The 15,089-nt window shown below is 70.0% G+C and carries 16 protein-coding genes and 1 tRNA gene; 15 read left to right on the top strand and 2 right to left on the bottom strand.

What is annotated here, in order from left to right; genetic code table 11:
- Position 1 precedes the first annotated feature (1 nt).
- From fdhD to ACFW16_RS21005, 4 genes are all read left to right on the top strand, one after another.
- A complete protein-coding gene (gene fdhD / locus ACFW16_RS21020) occupies positions 2 to 841 on the top strand; it encodes a formate dehydrogenase accessory sulfurtransferase FdhD (protein ID WP_380308582.1) in 840 nt (279 codons plus the stop codon).
- Complete coding sequence (locus ACFW16_RS21015) at positions 838 to 1,050, top strand: formate dehydrogenase subunit delta (RefSeq protein WP_380308580.1); 213 nt, start codon at positions 838 to 840, stop codon at positions 1,048 to 1,050. The genes fdhD and ACFW16_RS21015 overlap by 4 nt, the downstream gene beginning before the upstream one ends.
- 82 nt (positions 1,051 to 1,132) lie before the next feature.
- Positions 1,133 to 2,203, top strand: coding sequence for a DUF2252 family protein (locus ACFW16_RS21010; RefSeq protein WP_380308578.1), 1,071 nt, complete (start codon positions 1,133 to 1,135; stop codon positions 2,201 to 2,203).
- Between the two features lie 168 nt (positions 2,204 to 2,371).
- Complete coding sequence (locus ACFW16_RS21005) at positions 2,372 to 2,701, top strand: L-rhamnose mutarotase (RefSeq protein ID WP_380308576.1); 330 nt, start codon at positions 2,372 to 2,374, stop codon at positions 2,699 to 2,701.
- 292 nt (positions 2,702 to 2,993) lie between these two features.
- Here the strand turns inward: ACFW16_RS21005 and ACFW16_RS21000 are convergent.
- A tRNA-Pro gene (locus ACFW16_RS21000) sits at positions 2,994 to 3,070 on the bottom strand.
- A 65-nt stretch (positions 3,071 to 3,135) separates the two neighbouring features.
- Positions 3,136 to 4,137 carry a polyprenyl synthetase family protein gene (locus ACFW16_RS20995; protein WP_380308614.1) on the bottom strand — a complete coding sequence of 334 codons (1,002 nt, stop codon included), beginning with the start codon at positions 4,135 to 4,137 and terminating at the stop codon, positions 3,136 to 3,138.
- A 156-nt stretch (positions 4,138 to 4,293) separates the two neighbouring features.
- Here ACFW16_RS20995 and ACFW16_RS20990 point away from each other — a divergent pair, with 156 nt between their 5' ends.
- The 11 genes from ACFW16_RS20990 to ACFW16_RS20940 all read left to right on the top strand — a co-directional run bounded on the left by ACFW16_RS20990 (position 4,294) and on the right by ACFW16_RS20940 (position 15,078).
- A complete protein-coding gene (locus ACFW16_RS20990; RefSeq protein WP_380308574.1) occupies positions 4,294 to 4,512 on the top strand; it encodes a DUF2007 domain-containing protein in 219 nt (72 codons plus the stop codon).
- Positions 4,505 to 5,248: a tRNA1(Val) (adenine(37)-N6)-methyltransferase gene (locus tag ACFW16_RS20985; protein WP_380308572.1), complete on the top strand. Its 744-nt coding sequence runs from the start codon at positions 4,505 to 4,507 to the stop codon at positions 5,246 to 5,248. The genes ACFW16_RS20990 and ACFW16_RS20985 overlap by 8 nt, the downstream gene beginning before the upstream one ends.
- 72 nt (positions 5,249 to 5,320) lie before the next feature.
- Positions 5,321 to 6,160 (top strand): S49 family peptidase, encoded by an 840-nt coding sequence (locus ACFW16_RS20980; RefSeq protein ID WP_380308570.1) that lies wholly within the window; start codon positions 5,321 to 5,323, stop codon positions 6,158 to 6,160.
- An 8-nt stretch (positions 6,161 to 6,168) separates the two neighbouring features.
- A complete protein-coding gene (locus ACFW16_RS20975; RefSeq protein WP_380308568.1) occupies positions 6,169 to 6,393 on the top strand; it encodes a hypothetical protein in 225 nt (74 codons plus the stop codon).
- A 57-nt stretch (positions 6,394 to 6,450) separates the two neighbouring features.
- Entirely contained in the window at positions 6,451 to 6,747 is a 297-nt protein-coding gene (locus ACFW16_RS20970; RefSeq protein WP_380308566.1) for a CopG family ribbon-helix-helix protein, read from the top strand.
- Positions 6,737 to 7,021: a type II toxin-antitoxin system RelE/ParE family toxin gene (locus ACFW16_RS20965; protein ID WP_380308564.1), complete on the top strand. Its 285-nt coding sequence runs from the start codon at positions 6,737 to 6,739 to the stop codon at positions 7,019 to 7,021. The genes ACFW16_RS20970 and ACFW16_RS20965 overlap by 11 nt, the downstream gene beginning before the upstream one ends.
- Before the next feature lie 93 nt (positions 7,022 to 7,114).
- A complete protein-coding gene (locus ACFW16_RS20960; RefSeq protein ID WP_380308562.1) occupies positions 7,115 to 7,990 on the top strand; it encodes a glycine--tRNA ligase subunit alpha in 876 nt (291 codons plus the stop codon).
- 11 nt (positions 7,991 to 8,001) lie between these two features.
- Complete coding sequence (gene glyS / locus ACFW16_RS20955) at positions 8,002 to 10,194, top strand: glycine--tRNA ligase subunit beta (protein WP_380308560.1); 2,193 nt, start codon at positions 8,002 to 8,004, stop codon at positions 10,192 to 10,194.
- 585 nt (positions 10,195 to 10,779) lie between these two features.
- On the top strand, positions 10,780 to 13,455 hold the full coding sequence (ppdK, locus tag ACFW16_RS20950) for a pyruvate, phosphate dikinase (protein ID WP_380308558.1): 2,676 nt from the start codon (positions 10,780 to 10,782) through the stop codon (positions 13,453 to 13,455).
- A 4-nt stretch (positions 13,456 to 13,459) separates the two neighbouring features.
- Complete coding sequence (locus ACFW16_RS20945; protein WP_380308556.1) at positions 13,460 to 14,377, top strand: alpha/beta fold hydrolase; 918 nt, start codon at positions 13,460 to 13,462, stop codon at positions 14,375 to 14,377.
- Entirely contained in the window at positions 14,374 to 15,078 is a 705-nt protein-coding gene (locus tag ACFW16_RS20940; RefSeq protein ID WP_380308555.1) for a DUF1194 domain-containing protein, read from the top strand. Before ACFW16_RS20945 ends, ACFW16_RS20940 begins: the two co-directional genes overlap by 4 nt.
- Positions 15,079 to 15,089 lie beyond the last annotated feature (11 nt).

Here is a 15,089-nt window from a genome sequence, read left to right as displayed (position 1 = left end):
CATGGCCCTGCCCCCCACCAAACTCCCGGCGACGGATCTGCGCCTGCCGGCCCGGCGGCTGTTCCGGGACGACCGGGCCGAGCCGGTGGAGGAGGTGGTCGCGGCCGAGGTGCCGGTGGCGCTGGTCTACAACGGCATGTCGTACGCCGTGATGATGGCGTCGCCGGCCGATCTCGAGGATTTCGCCCTCGGCTTCAGCCTGACCGAAGGCTTGGCCGAGGCGCCGTCCGACCTGACGGTCGAGGAGGTGGTGGCCGACGAGGAGCGTGGCGTCGAGGTGCGGATGGCGCTGCGCGGCGCGCAGTTCTCGCAGATGCTGCAGAAGGTGCGGAACATCACTGGCCGCACCGGCTGCGGCATCTGTGGCACCAGCGATCTCGACACGCTGCACGGCCGCAAGCGCCGCGCGCCGAAGCCGATCGAGGTGGAGCGGGCGGCCGTGCGCCGGGCGCTGCGCGACCTGGACGGGCTGCAGGACATCCGCGGCCGCACCGGCGCCGTCCACGCCGCCGCCTGGGCCGACCGCGAGGGCCGGATCCGGCTGGTGCGCGAGGATGTCGGGCGGCACAACGCGCTCGACAAGCTGGTCGGCGCCCTGGCCCGCGCGGACATCGATGCCGGCCAGGGCTTCTGCGTGATCACCAGTCGCTGCAGCTTCGAGATGGTGCAGAAGTCGGCGGCCGCGGGAATTCCGATCCTGGTCGCGATCTCGGCGCCGACCACGCTGGCCATCGATACCGCGAAGGCGGCCGGAGTGACGCTGATCGCCTTCGCCCGCGGCGACGGCATGACCGCCTACACCGATTTCTCCCCTCTGCTTCCAGCCAAGGTCGAGGCATGAGCACCGACAACAAGATCATCCGCATGGCGAACCAGATTGCCGGCTTCTTCGCCTCATACCCCAAGGAGGAGGCGGTGGCCGGGGTGCGCAAGCACATCAAGGATTTCTGGGAGCCGCGGATGAAGGACCAGATCCGCGCCCAGGTGGCGGCGAAGAACGCGGCGCTGAACCCGCTGGTGGTGGAGGCGGTCGAGACCCTGCCGCGTTGAAGAGGCCGGCCCTGGCGGTGAAACCATGGTGACGGCGGACCGCGGCCGACTATGATGGCCGCGGTGCAGCGCCGGGGTCTCCATGGGGTCCATCACAGCGTCGGTCAAGCGCTACGAGGTCTGGCTCGAGGACCAGCTCGGCCGGCAACTCGTCCAGGCCGATCTCGACCGCAAGCATCGCAGGATGGAGGAGAGCGACTTCCTCTTCCTGCGCGCCACCTGCTTCCGCTGGACCGAAACCGCGCATGAGCTGTGCCCCGGCCTGATGGAGACGCCGCGTGTGATCGCGGTGGGCGATGCGCATATCGGCAATTTCGGGTTGTGGCGCGATGCCGACGGTCGGCTGGTCTGGGGCGTGAACGATTTCGACGAGGCGGCGGAGACGCCCTATGCGCTCGACCTCGTCCGGTTGGCCGCCAGCGCCGTCCTGGCGCGCGGCCGCGACCGCTCGGTCTCGGCGGACGAGGTCTGCGCCGCCATCCTCGGCGGCTATGTCGAGGGGCTGCGGGTGCCAGGCGCCTTCGTGCTGGAGCGCCGGAACCTGTGGCTGCGCGACCTGGTGCTGGCCAGCGACGAGCAGCGCGAGCGGTTCTGGTCGGCGCTGGAACAGCTGCCGCGCGCCTCGCCGCCGCGCAGCTATCGCGACGTCCTGGCCGCGGCCATGCCTGATTCGGATCTGACCGTGGCGACGGCCCAGCGCGTGGCCGGGCTCGGCAGCCTGGGCCGGCCGCGCTGGGTCGGGATCGCCGACTGGCATGGCGGACCGGTGGCGCGCGAGGCCAAGCCGCTGCTGCCCTCGGCCTGGTCCCTGGTCCAGGGGGGCGACCGCAAGCTGCGCTTCGCCGAGATCGCCTTCAGCAAGTTCCGCATCGCCGATCCATGGCTGAAGCCGCGCAAGGGCATCCTCGTCCGCCGGCTGGCGCCGAACAGCCGCAAGCTCGATTTCCCGGCGCTGGCCGATCCCGGCCTGATGCGCCGCCTGCTGACGGCGATGGGGGCGGAGTTGGCCAACCTGCACTCCGCCCGCCGCTCGCGCGCCCGTGCCGTCGCCGAGGATCTCGAGGCGCGGAAGCCAGCCTGGCTGCGCGACGCCGCCGGCAAGGTGGCCGAGGCGACGCGGCAGGACCGGGTGGCGTGGCGGGGGCGGCGCTGAGAGGCCGTCCGGAAATGTGACTGGCGCGGCCGTCTGACGGCGGGCTCGAGCGCTTCCGGTGCTCACGGACTCAGACGTCCGCTGCGCGCCGGCTCTCGAAACCACCACCAGCCGACTCACGCCAGCGCATTTCCAAACGGTCTCTGAGGATAGGACGAGGAGAGGGCGATGCAGCGCATGGGGATGTGCATCCGGCTGAAGCCGGAGGCTGTGGCGGAGTACCGGCGGCTGCACCGGGCTGTCTGGCCCGAGGTGCTGACCATGATCAGCGCCTGCCATATCCGGAGCTACTCGATCTTTCTGAAGCAGCCGGAGAACATCCTGTTCGCCACCTGGGAGTATCACGGTGCGGATTTCGCCGCCGACATGGCGCGGATGGCGGCCGACCCGAAGACCCGGGACTGGTGGGCGCTGTGCTCGCCCTGCCAGGAACCCTTCGAGACCAGGGAAGAGGGGGAATGGTGGGCGATGATGCCGGAGGTGTTCCGTCACGACTGACAAGCCGGCCCGGCGCGGGCCCGTGAATCGCTCGTGAACGGCGCAATTCCACGTCGCGGAATTCCGACTCGGCCCTCCCAAATGGGGGTGTCGGGGTGGTGCCGGATCACAGAAACTTCAACTACCGCCTCGACCTCGTCGGGGCGGCCGGCGAAGGCTTCGCCGGACTGACTCCATTGCTCCACTTCAAGGCCGGCCCGCACCGCAACCGGGCCGGCCTCTTTTATGTCGGGGGGCAGGAGGCGGAAATAGAAACGGCGCCTCGGGAGGGCGCCGTCGAACCGGTTGGAAATGGTCGGAGTGAGAGGATTCGAACCTCCGGCTTCTACGTCCCGAACGTAGCGCTCTACCAGGCTGAGCTACACTCCGTCGCACCGGCGGATGGGCTTATAGCGAGACTGGCGGGGGGCCGCAAGGCCTGTGTCGCAGTTCCGTCAGAAATCTCGTTCGACCACGAACTCGACGACGTCCTCCAGCGCCTTCCGCATCGGCGACGCGGGCAGGAGGCGGATCGCCCGGATGGCGTTCTCGGCATGGGTGCGCGCCGCCGCCATGCTGTCGGTCAGCGCGTCATGGCGCTGCAGCAGGGCCACCGCGTGGTCGAGATCCTGCCCGGCCTGCTCGCCGTCCTCCAGGGTCCGGCGCCAGAAGCCGCGTTCCTCCTCGCTGCCGCGCTCCATGGCCAGGATCACCGGCAGGGTGATCTTGCCCTCGCGGAAATCGTCGCCGATGGTCTTGCCCAGGCGGGCCTGCCGGGCGGAATAGTCCAGCACGTCGTCGACGATCTGAAAGGCGATGCCCAGCTCGGTGCCGAAGCTGCGCATGGCGGCGCATTCGGCCGGGCTGCGGTCGGCCACCACGGCGCCGATCTCGCAGGCCGCAGCGAACAGCTCCGCCGTCTTGGCGCGGATGATCCTGAGATAGGTGTCGCGGCTGGTCACGGTGTCGTGCGCCGCCGACAGCTGCAGCACCTCGCCCTCGGCGATCACGGCCGAGGCGTTGGACAGGATGCGCAGCGTCTCGAGCGAGCCGTCCTCGACCATCACCTGGAAGGCGCGGGAGAACAGGAAGTCGCCGACCAGCACGCTGGCCTGGTTGCCGAACACGACATTGGCCGAGGCCTGGCCGCGGCGCAGGTCGCTCTCGTCGACCACGTCGTCGTGCAGCAGCGTGGCGGTGTGGATGAACTCGACGGCGGCGGCCAGGCCGACATGGCGCTGGCCGCGATGGCCGCACAGTCGGGCCGAAGCCAGGGTGAGCACCGGCCGGATGCGCTTGCCGCCCGAGGCGATCAGATAGCCGGCCAGCTGCGGGATCAGCTCGACCGAGCTCTGCATCCGCTCCAGGATCAGGGCGTTGACCGCCTCCAGATCCTCGGCGACGAGGGCCGTCAGGCGGTCGAGCGCGCCGGCGTCGGTGGTCGGCTCCGGCGGCAGGGACTCGGCTCTCGTCGCTCCAAGACTGGCGGTCAAGCCCGGCTCCTCAACATCCACATTCCGATCTCCGGCACCGGCCTGCAGCGGGGCAGCGATCCGGACCGGATTGTGTCACCATGACCCTTGTGTGCGCTGCATAAACGAGAAATTGGCCCCGTGAAAGAGCTTCTGCGAACCAATGACCCGGTCCGGCTGTCCTTCCTGACGGCGCTGCTGGCCGACGCACGGATCGAAAGCGTCATCCTTGATATGCACACATCGGTGCTGGAAGGAAGCCTGGGCATCTTGCCGCGCCGCCTGATGGTGGCGGCCCAGGACTGGGCCCGGGCGCGGTATGTCCTTCAATCCGCGGGGGAAAGCCTGCCTGATGCCTGAGGCCGCGGAACGCGCGGCCAGCGAGGACCGGCTGCTCGACGGCCGGGTCCGGCTGCTGCAGCCGCGGGACGGCTATCGCGCCGCGATCGACCCGGTGCTGCTGGCGGCCGCGGTGCCGGCCGCGCCCGGCGAGCAGGTGGCCGATCTCGGCTGCGGCGTCGGCGCGGCGCTGCTCTGCCTCGCCGCACGCTGCCCGGAGGTCTCGGTCACCGGAATCGAGCGCGATCCCGGCCTGGCGGCGCTGGCGCGCGAGAATCTCGGGCTGAACGGCCTCGGCGGACGCGCCGCGATCGTCGAAGGCAGCGTCGCCGACCCGATCCCGGGCGCCCCCTTCGACCGGGTGATGATGAACCCGCCCTTCCTGCCGCCGGGCCGCGGCCGCGCCTCCGTCCACCCGGTCAAGGCGGCGGCGAATGTCGAGGACGGGCTCGATCTCGCCGGCTGGGCGGCCGCCGCGGCCCGGGCGCTGAAGCCGCGCGGCTGGCTGACCCTGATCCATCGCGCCGACCGGGTCGACGAGATCTGCGCCGCGTTGCGGTCCGGCTTCGGCTCGCTGACCCTGTTCCCGCTCTGGCCCAGGGCCGGGCAGCCGGCGCGGCGGCTGCTGGTGCAGGCACGGCGGGGGGGCCGGTCGCCCGCGGTGCTGGCGGCCGGGCTGGTGCTGCACGAGGCCGGCGGCGGCTACACCCCGGCGGCGCAGGCGGTGCTGCGCGACGCGGCGCCGCTGGCACTCTGAAGCGCGGCACCTTTTGAAATCGAGGCCCGGCGGGCCATATCCTGCCGACGGAAACCGATCGAGAGCGCAATCATGGGCCTGCTGTCCCGACTTCCCCTGCTCGGCCGCGGCGACGCGCCGCTGGTGACCGTTCTGCCGCTGCGCGGCGTGATCGGGGGCGGGCGCGGCTTCCTGGCCCAGGGCCTGTCGATGGAGAAGCTGGCGCGACCGATCGCCGCCGCCTTCAGCCCCAAACGCCTGGCCGCGGTGGCGCTGCTGGTGAACTCCCCCGGCGGGTCGCCGGTGCAGTCCTCGCTGATCGCGCGCCGCATCCGCGACCTGGCGGAGGAGAAGAAGGTCCCGGTCTACGCCTTCGTCGAGGACGTCGCCGCCTCGGGCGGCTACTGGCTGGCTTGCGCCGGCGACGAGATCTGGGTCGACGACAGCTCGATCATCGGCTCGATCGGCGTGATCTCCGCCGGCTTCGGCTTCCAGGACGCGATCGCCCGCATCGGCGTCGAACGCCGGATGCACACCGCCGGCACGCGCAAATCGATCCTCGACCCGTTCCAGCCGGAGCGGCCGGAGGACGTGGCCAAGCTGGAGGAGCTGCAGCGCGAGATCCACGCCGCCTTCATCGCCCATATCCGCGCCCGGCGCGGCGGGCGGCTGACGGCGGACGACGCCACCCTGTTCAACGGCGAGTTCTGGACGGGCGCGAAGGGCCGTGCCCTTGGCCTGGCCGATGGCATCGGCCACGCCCATGCGGTGCTGCGCGCCAAGTTCGGTCCGAAGGTGCGGCTGAAGCTGGTGCAGCAGCCGACCGGCTGGCTGCGCCGCCTGACCCGGGCCGACAGCCTGGCCGCCTCCGCTGTGGACAGCGCGGTCGGCGCGGTGGAGGATCGCCTCCTCTGGTCCCGCTACGGGATGTAAGGACTTAAATGCTCGGCAAGATCCTCGTCGCGATTGCGCTGGTGGTCGGCGTGCTCTGGCTGATGGGCATGGCCCGCCGCGTCGGCGTCGCCCGCGATACGGCGGCGCGGCGCGATGCGCTGTCGCAGCAGCACCGCGCCCGGAAGGCGGAGAAGCGCACCGAGGACCTGGTCCGCTGCCCGAACTGCGGCGCCTACCATGCCGACGGCCTGAGCCATCGCTGCGAGGGGTGAGTTTGCACTGGCCCTGTCAGTGCGCTATTCTTGCTGTGCCCGTGCAGGAGCCGCTCGATGACCGACACCAACTTCACTTTCCGCGTCGACGAGGATCTGAAGGCCGAGTTCACGAGGGCTGCCAAGGCCAATGACCGCCCGGCCTCCATCCTGCTCCGCGATTTCATGCGTGACTATGTGAACCGGAACCGGGAGGCATCAGAGTACGATGCCTGGGTCGACGCCGAGCTGGAGCAGCGGCTGCGCGAGGCCGACGATCCGGCCACGAAGTGGATTCCGCACGAGCAGGTGATGGACGAAATGGAGGCCTTGCTGAAGGAGCGGATCGCCCGGGCGGCCAAGCGTGCGGGTTGAGTGGCAGGACAGGGCGCAACAAGACACGTTCGAGATCGTCGCCTATATCGATATTCACAACCCCTTCGCAGCTCTCGCGATCGTGGGGGAGATTCGGCGACAAGTGGCAACCCTGGCCGAACACCCGCATCTGGGTCGGCCGGGACGCAGGCGCGGCACGCGCGAATTGGTGGTCAACGGAACACCTTACATCGTGGCCTACCGCATCGACGGAAACGTGGTGCGGGTCATCCATGTGCGGCACGGCGCCCGACGTTGGCCGCGACGCCTCTAATCCGTTCGCCGGCTTGAAGCCACCCGCCCGGCGCCCTATGGTGCGCGGCCTCACTCCAGCGCCAGCCGAGACATGCCGCCCCGAGACTTAGCAGTGGTCGCCCCACCCCCGAAGAGTTTTCAGGAGATCATCCTGCGGCTGCAGAATTTCTGGGCCGCCCAGGGATGCCTGATCCTGCAGCCCTACGACATGGAGGTCGGCGCCGGCACCTCGCACCCGGCGACGACGCTGCGCTCGCTCGGCCCCGACCGGGTCTGGAACTGCGCCTATGTCCAGCCTTCGCGCCGGCCGAAGGACGGCCGCTACGGCGAGAACCCGAACCGGCTGCAGCACTACTATCAGTTCCAGGTGCTGATGAAGCCGGCGCCGGCGGATGCGCAGGACCTGTATCTGCAGAGCCTCTACGCCCTCGGCATCGACCCGGCGCTGCACGACATCCGCTTCGTCGAGGACGACTGGGAGAACCCGACGCTCGGCGCCTGGGGCCTCGGCTGGGAAGTCTGGTGCGACGGCATGGAGGTCACCCAGTACACCTATTTCCAGCAGGTCGGCGGCATCGAGTGCGACCCGGTTCCGGTCGAGTTGACCTACGGGCTGGAGCGTCTGGCGATGTACCTGCTGGATGTGAAGAGCGTCTACGATCTGCCGTTCAACGACCCGCAGACGCCGGGCGCCAAGCGCTACGGCGAGGTGTTCCTGCGGGCCGAGCGCGAGTACTCGGCCTATAATTTCGAGCACGCCGACACCGCCATCCTGCTGCAGCACTTCAAGGATGCGGAGCAGGAGTGCAAGGCGCTGCTGGAACGCCGCCTGGCGCTGCCGGCCTATGACCAGTGCCTGAAGGCAGGGCACACCTTCAACCTGCTCGACGCCCGCGGCGTGATCTCCGTGGTCGAGCGTGCCGCTTATATCGGCCGCGTGCGCGACCTCGCCCGGGCCTGCTGCCGACTCTGGCTGGACGCGGCCTGAGGGGGGCTGACATGGCTGAATTCCTGCTCGAACTCTTCTCCGAGGAGATCCCGGCCCGTATGCAGGCGCGCGCCGCGGAGGATCTGAAAACCCTCGTCACCGACGCGCTGAAGGCGGCCGGGCTGGCCTTCGACCGGGCCGAGGCCTTCGTCACGCCGCGGCGCCTCGCCCTGGTGGTCGACGGCCTGCCGGCGGTGCGGCCCGATGTGGTAGAGGAGCGCAAGGGGCCGAAGGTCGACGCGCCGCAGCAGGCGATCGACGGCTTTCTGAAGTCGACCGGCCTGACGCTCGACCAGTGCGAGCAGCGCGACACGCCCAAGGGCAAGATCTGGTTCGCCAGCCTGACCATCCCCGGCGGCCCGACCGCGGAGCTGCTGCCGGAAGTGATCCGCAAGGCGATCCTCGGCCTGCCCTGGCCGAAATCGATGCGCGCGGCGGAGCAGGTGGTGCGCTGGGTGCGCCCGCTGCACCATGTGCTGGCACTGTTCGACGGCAGGCTGGTCCCGTTCCGCTACGACCTGCACAAGCCGGACATCGACGGCTCTGCCGAGGGCGCCGAGGAGGCCGTCGCTTCGACGGTGGGCCATCGCTTCCTGGCGCCCGGCCGGATCACGGTCGGCGGCCTCGCCGACTACAAGGCGAAGCTGCTCGACGCCTATGTCGTGCTCGACCGCGAGGAGCGAAAGGCGCTGATCCGCGAGCAGGTCGAAGGCCAGGCCAAGGCCGCCGGCCTGGTGCTGCGCGACGATCCCGGCCTGCTGGAGGAAGTGGCGGGGCTGGTCGAATGGCCGGTGGCCCATCTCGGCCGCATCGACGACGCCTTCATGGAGGTGCCGGAGGAGGTTCTGGTCACCTCGATGCGCACCCATCAGCGCTACTTCGCCCTGGAGGGGGCCGATGGCAAGCTGGCGCCGCGTTTCGCCGTGGTCGCCAACACCGAGACGAAGGACGGCGGCGCCACCGTCGTCGCCGGCAATGAGCGGGTGCTGCGCGCCCGCCTGTCGGACGCCAAGTTCTTCTGGGACCAGGACCGCAAGGCCCCGCTGGAGAGCCGGGTCAAGGACCTGGAGCCGATCATCTTCCACGCCAAGCTCGGCAGCGTGGCGCAGAAGGTCGAACGCATGGCGGCGCTGGCTGCCTGGCTGGCGCCGAAGCTCGGTGCCGACCCGGCCCGGGCGGACCGCGCAGCGCGGCTGGCCAAGGCCGACCTGACCTCCGGTATGGTCGGCGAATTCCCGGAGCTGCAGGGGCTGATGGGTCGCTACTACGCCCTGGCCCAGGGCGAGGCACCGGACGTCGCCGAGGCGATCGCCGACCATTACAAGCCAGTGGGGCCGGGCGACCGCTGCCCGACCGCGCCGGTCTCGATCGCCGTGGCGCTGGCCGACAAGCTCGACACCCTGGCCGGTTTCTTCGCCATCGACGAGAAGCCGACCGGCAGCCGCGACCCCTATGCGCTGCGCCGCGCCGCGCTCGGCGTGATCCGGCTGGTCGTCGAGAACCGCGCCACCCTGCCGCTGCGCGAGGCTTTCGCCACCGCCCATCGGCTGTACGAGAGCGGGACGACCGCCGGCTATGCGCGCCTGGAGCAGTCGCGTGACGGAGGCGGCCGCGTCCCGGAAAGCGTGCAGGTCGGCCGTCCGCCCGTCGTGCCGCTGCGCGACCAGGTCACCGTGGTCGAGGATCTGCTGTCCTTCATCGCCGATCGGCTCAAGGTGGCGATGCGCGAGAAGGGCGTGCGCCACGACCTGATCGACGCGGTCTTCGCCATCGGCGCCGAGGACGACCTGCTGCGTCTGCTCGGCCGGGCCGAGGCCCTGGCCGGCTTCCTGGGCAGCGAGGACGGCGCCAACCTCCTCACCGCCTATCGCCGCGCCGGCAACATCGTCCGGATCGAGCGCAAGAAGGACGGGGTGGAGGGCTTCGGCGCGGTCGACCCCGCCCGCTTCGCCATGGCCGAGGAGCGGGCGCTGTTCGAGCGATTGGAGGCGGATGCGCAGCCGCTGAAGACGGCGCTGGCGGCCGGCGATTTCGGAGGGGCGATGACCACGCTGGCCGGCTGGCGGCCCGCGGTCGACGCCTTCTTCGACGCGGTTCTGGTCAATGATCCGGACCCGGCGCTGCGCCGCAATCGCCTGGCACTGCTGGAGGATCTGGCGCGCTCGATGGATGCGGTCGCCGACTTCTCTCGGGTCGAGGGGTAGCCGCGGTCGGGTTCACTTTTGTGCGAAGAACCCGACCGCTGTTCCATCGTCGTGTCGAAGCCGTGCCCAAGGGGCGGCGACGTGGCACTCCTGACGCTGCCGAAGCGATACCGCGATCGGGCGAATTGTCGGCTGGTCGTACCTGTGAGACAGATTCATTCGTGTTTTCGGGTGGATGCGACGGCATCGGCATATCGATGCGGAAGCCTTCGAATGACCGTTATCAGATATGTCCGCTTATCAAATGCACACAGATTTCCATCTTCGCCCTTAGCAACTCCAGAATCGGCCATGTTGCATTGCAAACAGATAAAACTCTGAGGAATTCCGCGGCTTTTCCGCGCTTGACTTCGTCGCCTCGCTGCGCTGCAAGACACGGAACACGCGCGGGGATCGAACCGTTGTTCCCGCTGCGCTGGATCGAGGCGGAGGTACGATGAATCCGACCGCAAGGGCCCTGGAGGCGGCTGTCTGCCCGTCGCCCGTCCGAACGCCCGGTCCTGGGCCGGCGTACCGCTTCCGCCGTTTCCGGTCTAAGATCGGACCAACGTCTCCCACGAACGCCAAGGCGGAGAAAAGAACGAAATGACCAAATGGGTCTACGGCTTCGGGAACGGCAAGGCCGACGGCCGCGCCGACATGCGCAACCTGCTCGGCGGCAAGGGGGCCAATCTCGCCGAGATGAGCGTTCTGGGGCTGCCGGTGCCGCCCGGCTTCACCATCACCACCGAGCTGTGCTCCTACTACTACGACCACGGCCGGACCTATCCGGACGAGCTGGCGGAGCAGGTCCAGGCCGCGCTGGCCGCGATCGAGGGCCTGGTCGGCGCCAGGTTCGGGGACAAGGCGAACCCGCTGCTGGTCTCGGTCCGCTCCGGCGCCCGTGCCTCGATGCCGGGCATGATGGACACGGTGCTCAACCTCGGCCTCAACGACGAGACCGTCGGCGGCCTCGCGGCCCGCACCGGCGACGAGCGCTTCGCCTATGACAGCTATCGCCGCTTCATCCAGATGTATGGCGACGTCGTGCTGGGGGTGGAGCATTACCGCTTCGAGGACGAGCTCGAGGGCATCAAGCGCGAGCGCGGCGTATCGCTCGACACGGAATTGACGGCTGCCGACCTGAAGTCCCTGGTCGATCGCTACAAGGGCGTGGTCCAGACCGATCTCGGCCAGCCTTTCCCGCAGGACCCGAAGGACCAGCTGTGGGGCGCGGTCGGCGCCGTGTTCGGCTCCTGGATGAACCAGCGCGCCATCACCTACCGCCGGCTGCACGACATCCCGGCCAGCTGGGGCACGGCGGTCACCGTCCAGGCCATGGTGTTCGGCAACATGGGCGACGACTGCGCCACCGGCGTCGCCTTCACCCGCAACCCGTCGACCGGCGAGAACGCCTTCTACGGCGAGTACCTGGTCAACGCCCAGGGCGAGGACGTGGTCGCCGGCATCCGCACGCCGCAGAACCTGACCAAGGTGTCGCGCGAGGCGGCGGGCAGCGACCTGCCGTCGATGGAGGAGACGATGCCGGAGACCTTCCGGCAGCTCTGCGACATCCGCGACCGGCTGGAAAGCCATTACCGCGACATGCAGGACATCGAGTTCACGGTCCAGCAGGGCCGGCTCTACATCCTGCAGACCCGCAACGGCAAGCGCACCGCCGCCGCGGCGCTGCGCATCGCGGTCGAGCTGGCCGAGGCCGGGCTGATCGACCAGCGCGAGGCGGTGCGCCGGGTCGAGCCGCAGGCGCTCGACCAGCTGCTGCACCCGACGCTGGACCCGAAGGCCAAGCGCGAGGTCATCGCCAAGGGGCTGCCGGCCTCGCCCGGCGCCGCCTCGGGCAAGATCGTGCTGACCGCGGACGAGGCCGAGACCCTGGCCCAGATGGGCGACAAGGTGATCCTGGTGCGCGAGGAGACCAGCCCTGAGGACATCCACGGCATGCACGCCGCCGCCGGCATCCTCACCACCCGTGGCGGCATGACCAGCCACGCGGCGGTGGTGGCCCGCGGCATGGGCCGGGCCTGCGTCTCCGGCGCCGGCGAGCTGCGCATCGACACCAAGGCGAAGACCGTCTCGGTCGGCGGCGTCACGCTGAAGGCCGGCGACGTCATCACCATCGACGGCGCCGCCGGCGAGGTGATGAAGGGCGAGGTGCCGACGGTGCAGCCGGAGCTGTCCGGCGACTTCGCCAAGCTGATGGGCTGGGCCGATGCGGTGCGGCGGATGAAGATCCGCACCAATGCCGAGACCCCGCTCGACGCCCGCACCGCGCGCAAGTTCGGCGCCGAGGGCATCGGCCTGTGCCGCACCGAGCACATGTTCTTCGAGGCCGACCGCATCACCGCCGTACGCCGCATGATCGTGGCCGAATCGGTGGAGGCGCGGAAGGCGGCGCTGGCCGAGATCCTGCCGATGCAGCGGCAGGATTTCGTCGAGCTGTTCACCATCATGAAGGGCCTGCCGGTGACCATCCGGCTGCTCGACCCGCCGCTGCACGAGTTCCTGCCGCGGACCGAGGAGGACCTGGAGGAGGTCGCCCGGATCGCCGGGGTCGATCTCGGCCGGGTGCGGCACCGCACCGCCCAGCTGCACGAGAGCAACCCGATGCTCGGTCATCGCGGCTGCCGTCTCGGCATCTCCTTCCCGGAGATCTACGAGATGCAGGCGCGGGCGATCTTCGAGGCGGTGGCCGAGGTCCAGGCCGCGTCCGGCGAGACGGTGACGCCGGAGATCATGATCCCGCTCGCCTTCTCGAAGAAGGAGCTCGACATCCTCAAGGCCGCGATCGTGGCGGTGGCCGCCGCGGTCGAAAAGGAGAAGGGGATCAAGCTCGACTACCTCATCGGCACCATGATCGAGCTGCCGCGCGCGGCGCTCAGGGCGCATGAGCTGGCGGAGACGGCGGAGTTCTTCTCCTTCGGCACCAACGACCTGACCCAGACCACCTTCGGCATCAGCCGCGACGATGCCGGCACCTTCCTGCCGGACTACACCCGCGCCGGCATCCTGGAGCAGGACCCGTTCGTCACCCTCGACCGCGACGGGGTGGGCGAGCTGGTGTCGCTGGCGGCGGAGCGCGGCCGCAAGACCCGCTCGGGCATCAAGCTCGGCATCTGCGGCGAGCATGGCGGGGACCCGGCCTCGATCCATTTCTGCGAATCGGTCGGGCTCGACTACGTCTCCTGCTCGCCCTACCGGGTGCCGATCGCCCGCCTGGCCGCGGCGCAGGCGGCGCTGAAGGCCGAGGTCAAGGCCGAGTGACCTGATGGACCTCGCAGCCGTGCCCCGCACCGATGTCCTGACGACGCCGGACGGGGCGCGGCTGCGCTGGGCCGTGTGGCCGGAGCCGGAGGGGCGGGTGCGCGGCACCGTGCTGATCCTGAACGGCCGCAGCGAGTTCATCGAGAAGTACCGCGAGACCGCGGGCGAGCTGATCGCCCGCGGTTTTCGCGTCTTCGGCTTCGACTGGCGCGGCCAGGGCCTGTCGTCGCGCACGCCGACGGGCGACGAGACCGGCCATTACGACAGCTTCGATCCGCTGGTGCGCGACGCCGCTCTCCTGATCGACCAGGTGGTGCGGCCGGCGGGGGAGGGGCCGCTGATCCTGCTCGGCCATTCCATGGGCGGGCATCTGGCGCTGCGCCTGCTGGCAGGCCGGCCGAACCTCGCAGCGGGCGCGATCCTGACCGCGCCGATGGTCATGCCGATCGCCCAGTCCTATGCGCGCCAGGCGGCGCGGCTGCTGTCGTCCATGGCCGCATCCTTCGGCCGCGGGCGGCGCTATGCGCTGGGCGAGGGAGCCTACGACTCCGAGCGCCTGCTCGATCCGCGGCGCCTCTTGTCCAGCGACCCGGTGCGCAACCGCATCCAGGCCGACTGGTTCCGCGACCATCCGGACTACCGCGTCTCGGGCATCACCTGGGGCTGGCTGGCGGCCGCCTTCCGATCCTCCGCGGCGATCACGCGTGAGGCACCGTCCATCGGGGTGCCGGTGCTGATGCTGCTGGCCGGGCAGGAGAGGCTGGTCGACAACGCGGCCTCCCGACGGGTCGCCCAACGGATGCCGCAGTGCCGGGTCAGCGTCTATCCGGACGCCCGGCACGAGATCCTGATGGAACGCGACGACATCCGCAGCGCCTTCTGGCGCGACGCCGACGATTTCCTGGCAACGCTGGCGCCATGAGGCGGCGGCACTTCGCCGGCTGGCTGGCGGGCGCGCTGCTGGCCCGGCCGCTCGCGGCTCAGAGCCCGTCGCCGGAGCCCAAACCTGCGCCGGCGGGAGAGCCGGTCGATCTCGAGCTGGTCCTGCTGGTCGATGCCTCGGCCAGCATCACCGCCGGCGCGCTCGACTTCCAGCTGCGCGGCCATGCCGCCGCCTTCCGCGACGAGAAGGTCAAGGCGGCGATCGCCGCCGGCCCACGCGGCGGGATCGCGGTGACGATGGCCCGCTTCGACGGTCCGCACAGCCTGAAGGTGCTGCTGCCCTGGCGCCGCCTCGCCAACGCGGCCGATGCCGACGCCTTCGCCGAGGCCGTGCTGGCGGCACCGGCGGGGCAGGAGACCGGGTCGACCGCGGTCGGCAGCGCCGTGCTCGACGCGCTCGAGCTGTTCAAGGGCAGCGGCTTCGACAGCCCGCGCCAGACCATCGACATCGTCTCGAACGGCTTCTCCAACGCCGGGCTGGATCCCACGCTGGCCCGCGATGCGGCGGAGACGGCCGGGGTGACGGTCAATGCGCTGGTCATCCTCGACGAATACGACTGGCTCGAAGGCTATTACCGGCAGCAGGTGATCGGCGGCATCGGCGCCTTCGTCCGCACCGCCGAGGGCCGCGACAGCTTCATCCAGGCGCTGATCGCCAAGCTGATCGACGAGATCGTATAGGAGCCCCGACG

It is taken from the genome of Inquilinus sp. NPDC058860, assembly GCF_042743185.1.
Taxonomy (GTDB): Bacteria; Pseudomonadota; Alphaproteobacteria; order DSM-16000; family Inquilinaceae; genus Inquilinus.
Note: the sequence above shows the minus strand (reverse complement) of the source record. Positions and strands in the feature narration are given on the sequence as shown.

Bases quoted from the DNA above. Each gene is read 5' to 3' on its own strand.
- fdhD (WP_380308582.1), top strand. From the start codon at position 2: ATGGCCCTGCCCCCCACCAAACTCCCGGCGACGGATCTGCGCCTGCCG.
- ACFW16_RS21015 (WP_380308580.1), top strand. From the start codon at position 838: ATGAGCACCGACAACAAGATCATCCGCATGGCGAACCAGATTGCCGGC.
- ACFW16_RS21010 (WP_380308578.1), top strand. From the start codon at position 1,133: ATGGGGTCCATCACAGCGTCGGTCAAGCGCTACGAGGTCTGGCTCGAG.
- ACFW16_RS21005 (WP_380308576.1), top strand. From the start codon at position 2,372: ATGCAGCGCATGGGGATGTGCATCCGGCTGAAGCCGGAGGCTGTGGCG.
- ACFW16_RS20985 (WP_380308572.1), top strand. From the start codon at position 4,505: ATGCCTGAGGCCGCGGAACGCGCGGCCAGCGAGGACCGGCTGCTCGAC.
- ACFW16_RS20980 (WP_380308570.1), top strand. From the start codon at position 5,321: ATGGGCCTGCTGTCCCGACTTCCCCTGCTCGGCCGCGGCGACGCGCCG.
- ACFW16_RS20975 (WP_380308568.1), top strand. From the start codon at position 6,169: ATGCTCGGCAAGATCCTCGTCGCGATTGCGCTGGTGGTCGGCGTGCTC.
- ACFW16_RS20970 (WP_380308566.1), top strand. From the start codon at position 6,451: ATGACCGACACCAACTTCACTTTCCGCGTCGACGAGGATCTGAAGGCC.
- glyS (WP_380308560.1), top strand. From the start codon at position 8,002: ATGGCTGAATTCCTGCTCGAACTCTTCTCCGAGGAGATCCCGGCCCGT.
- ppdK (WP_380308558.1), top strand. From the start codon at position 10,780: ATGACCAAATGGGTCTACGGCTTCGGGAACGGCAAGGCCGACGGCCGC.
- ACFW16_RS20945 (WP_380308556.1), top strand. From the start codon at position 13,460: ATGGACCTCGCAGCCGTGCCCCGCACCGATGTCCTGACGACGCCGGAC.
- ACFW16_RS20940 (WP_380308555.1), top strand. From the start codon at position 14,374: ATGAGGCGGCGGCACTTCGCCGGCTGGCTGGCGGGCGCGCTGCTGGCC.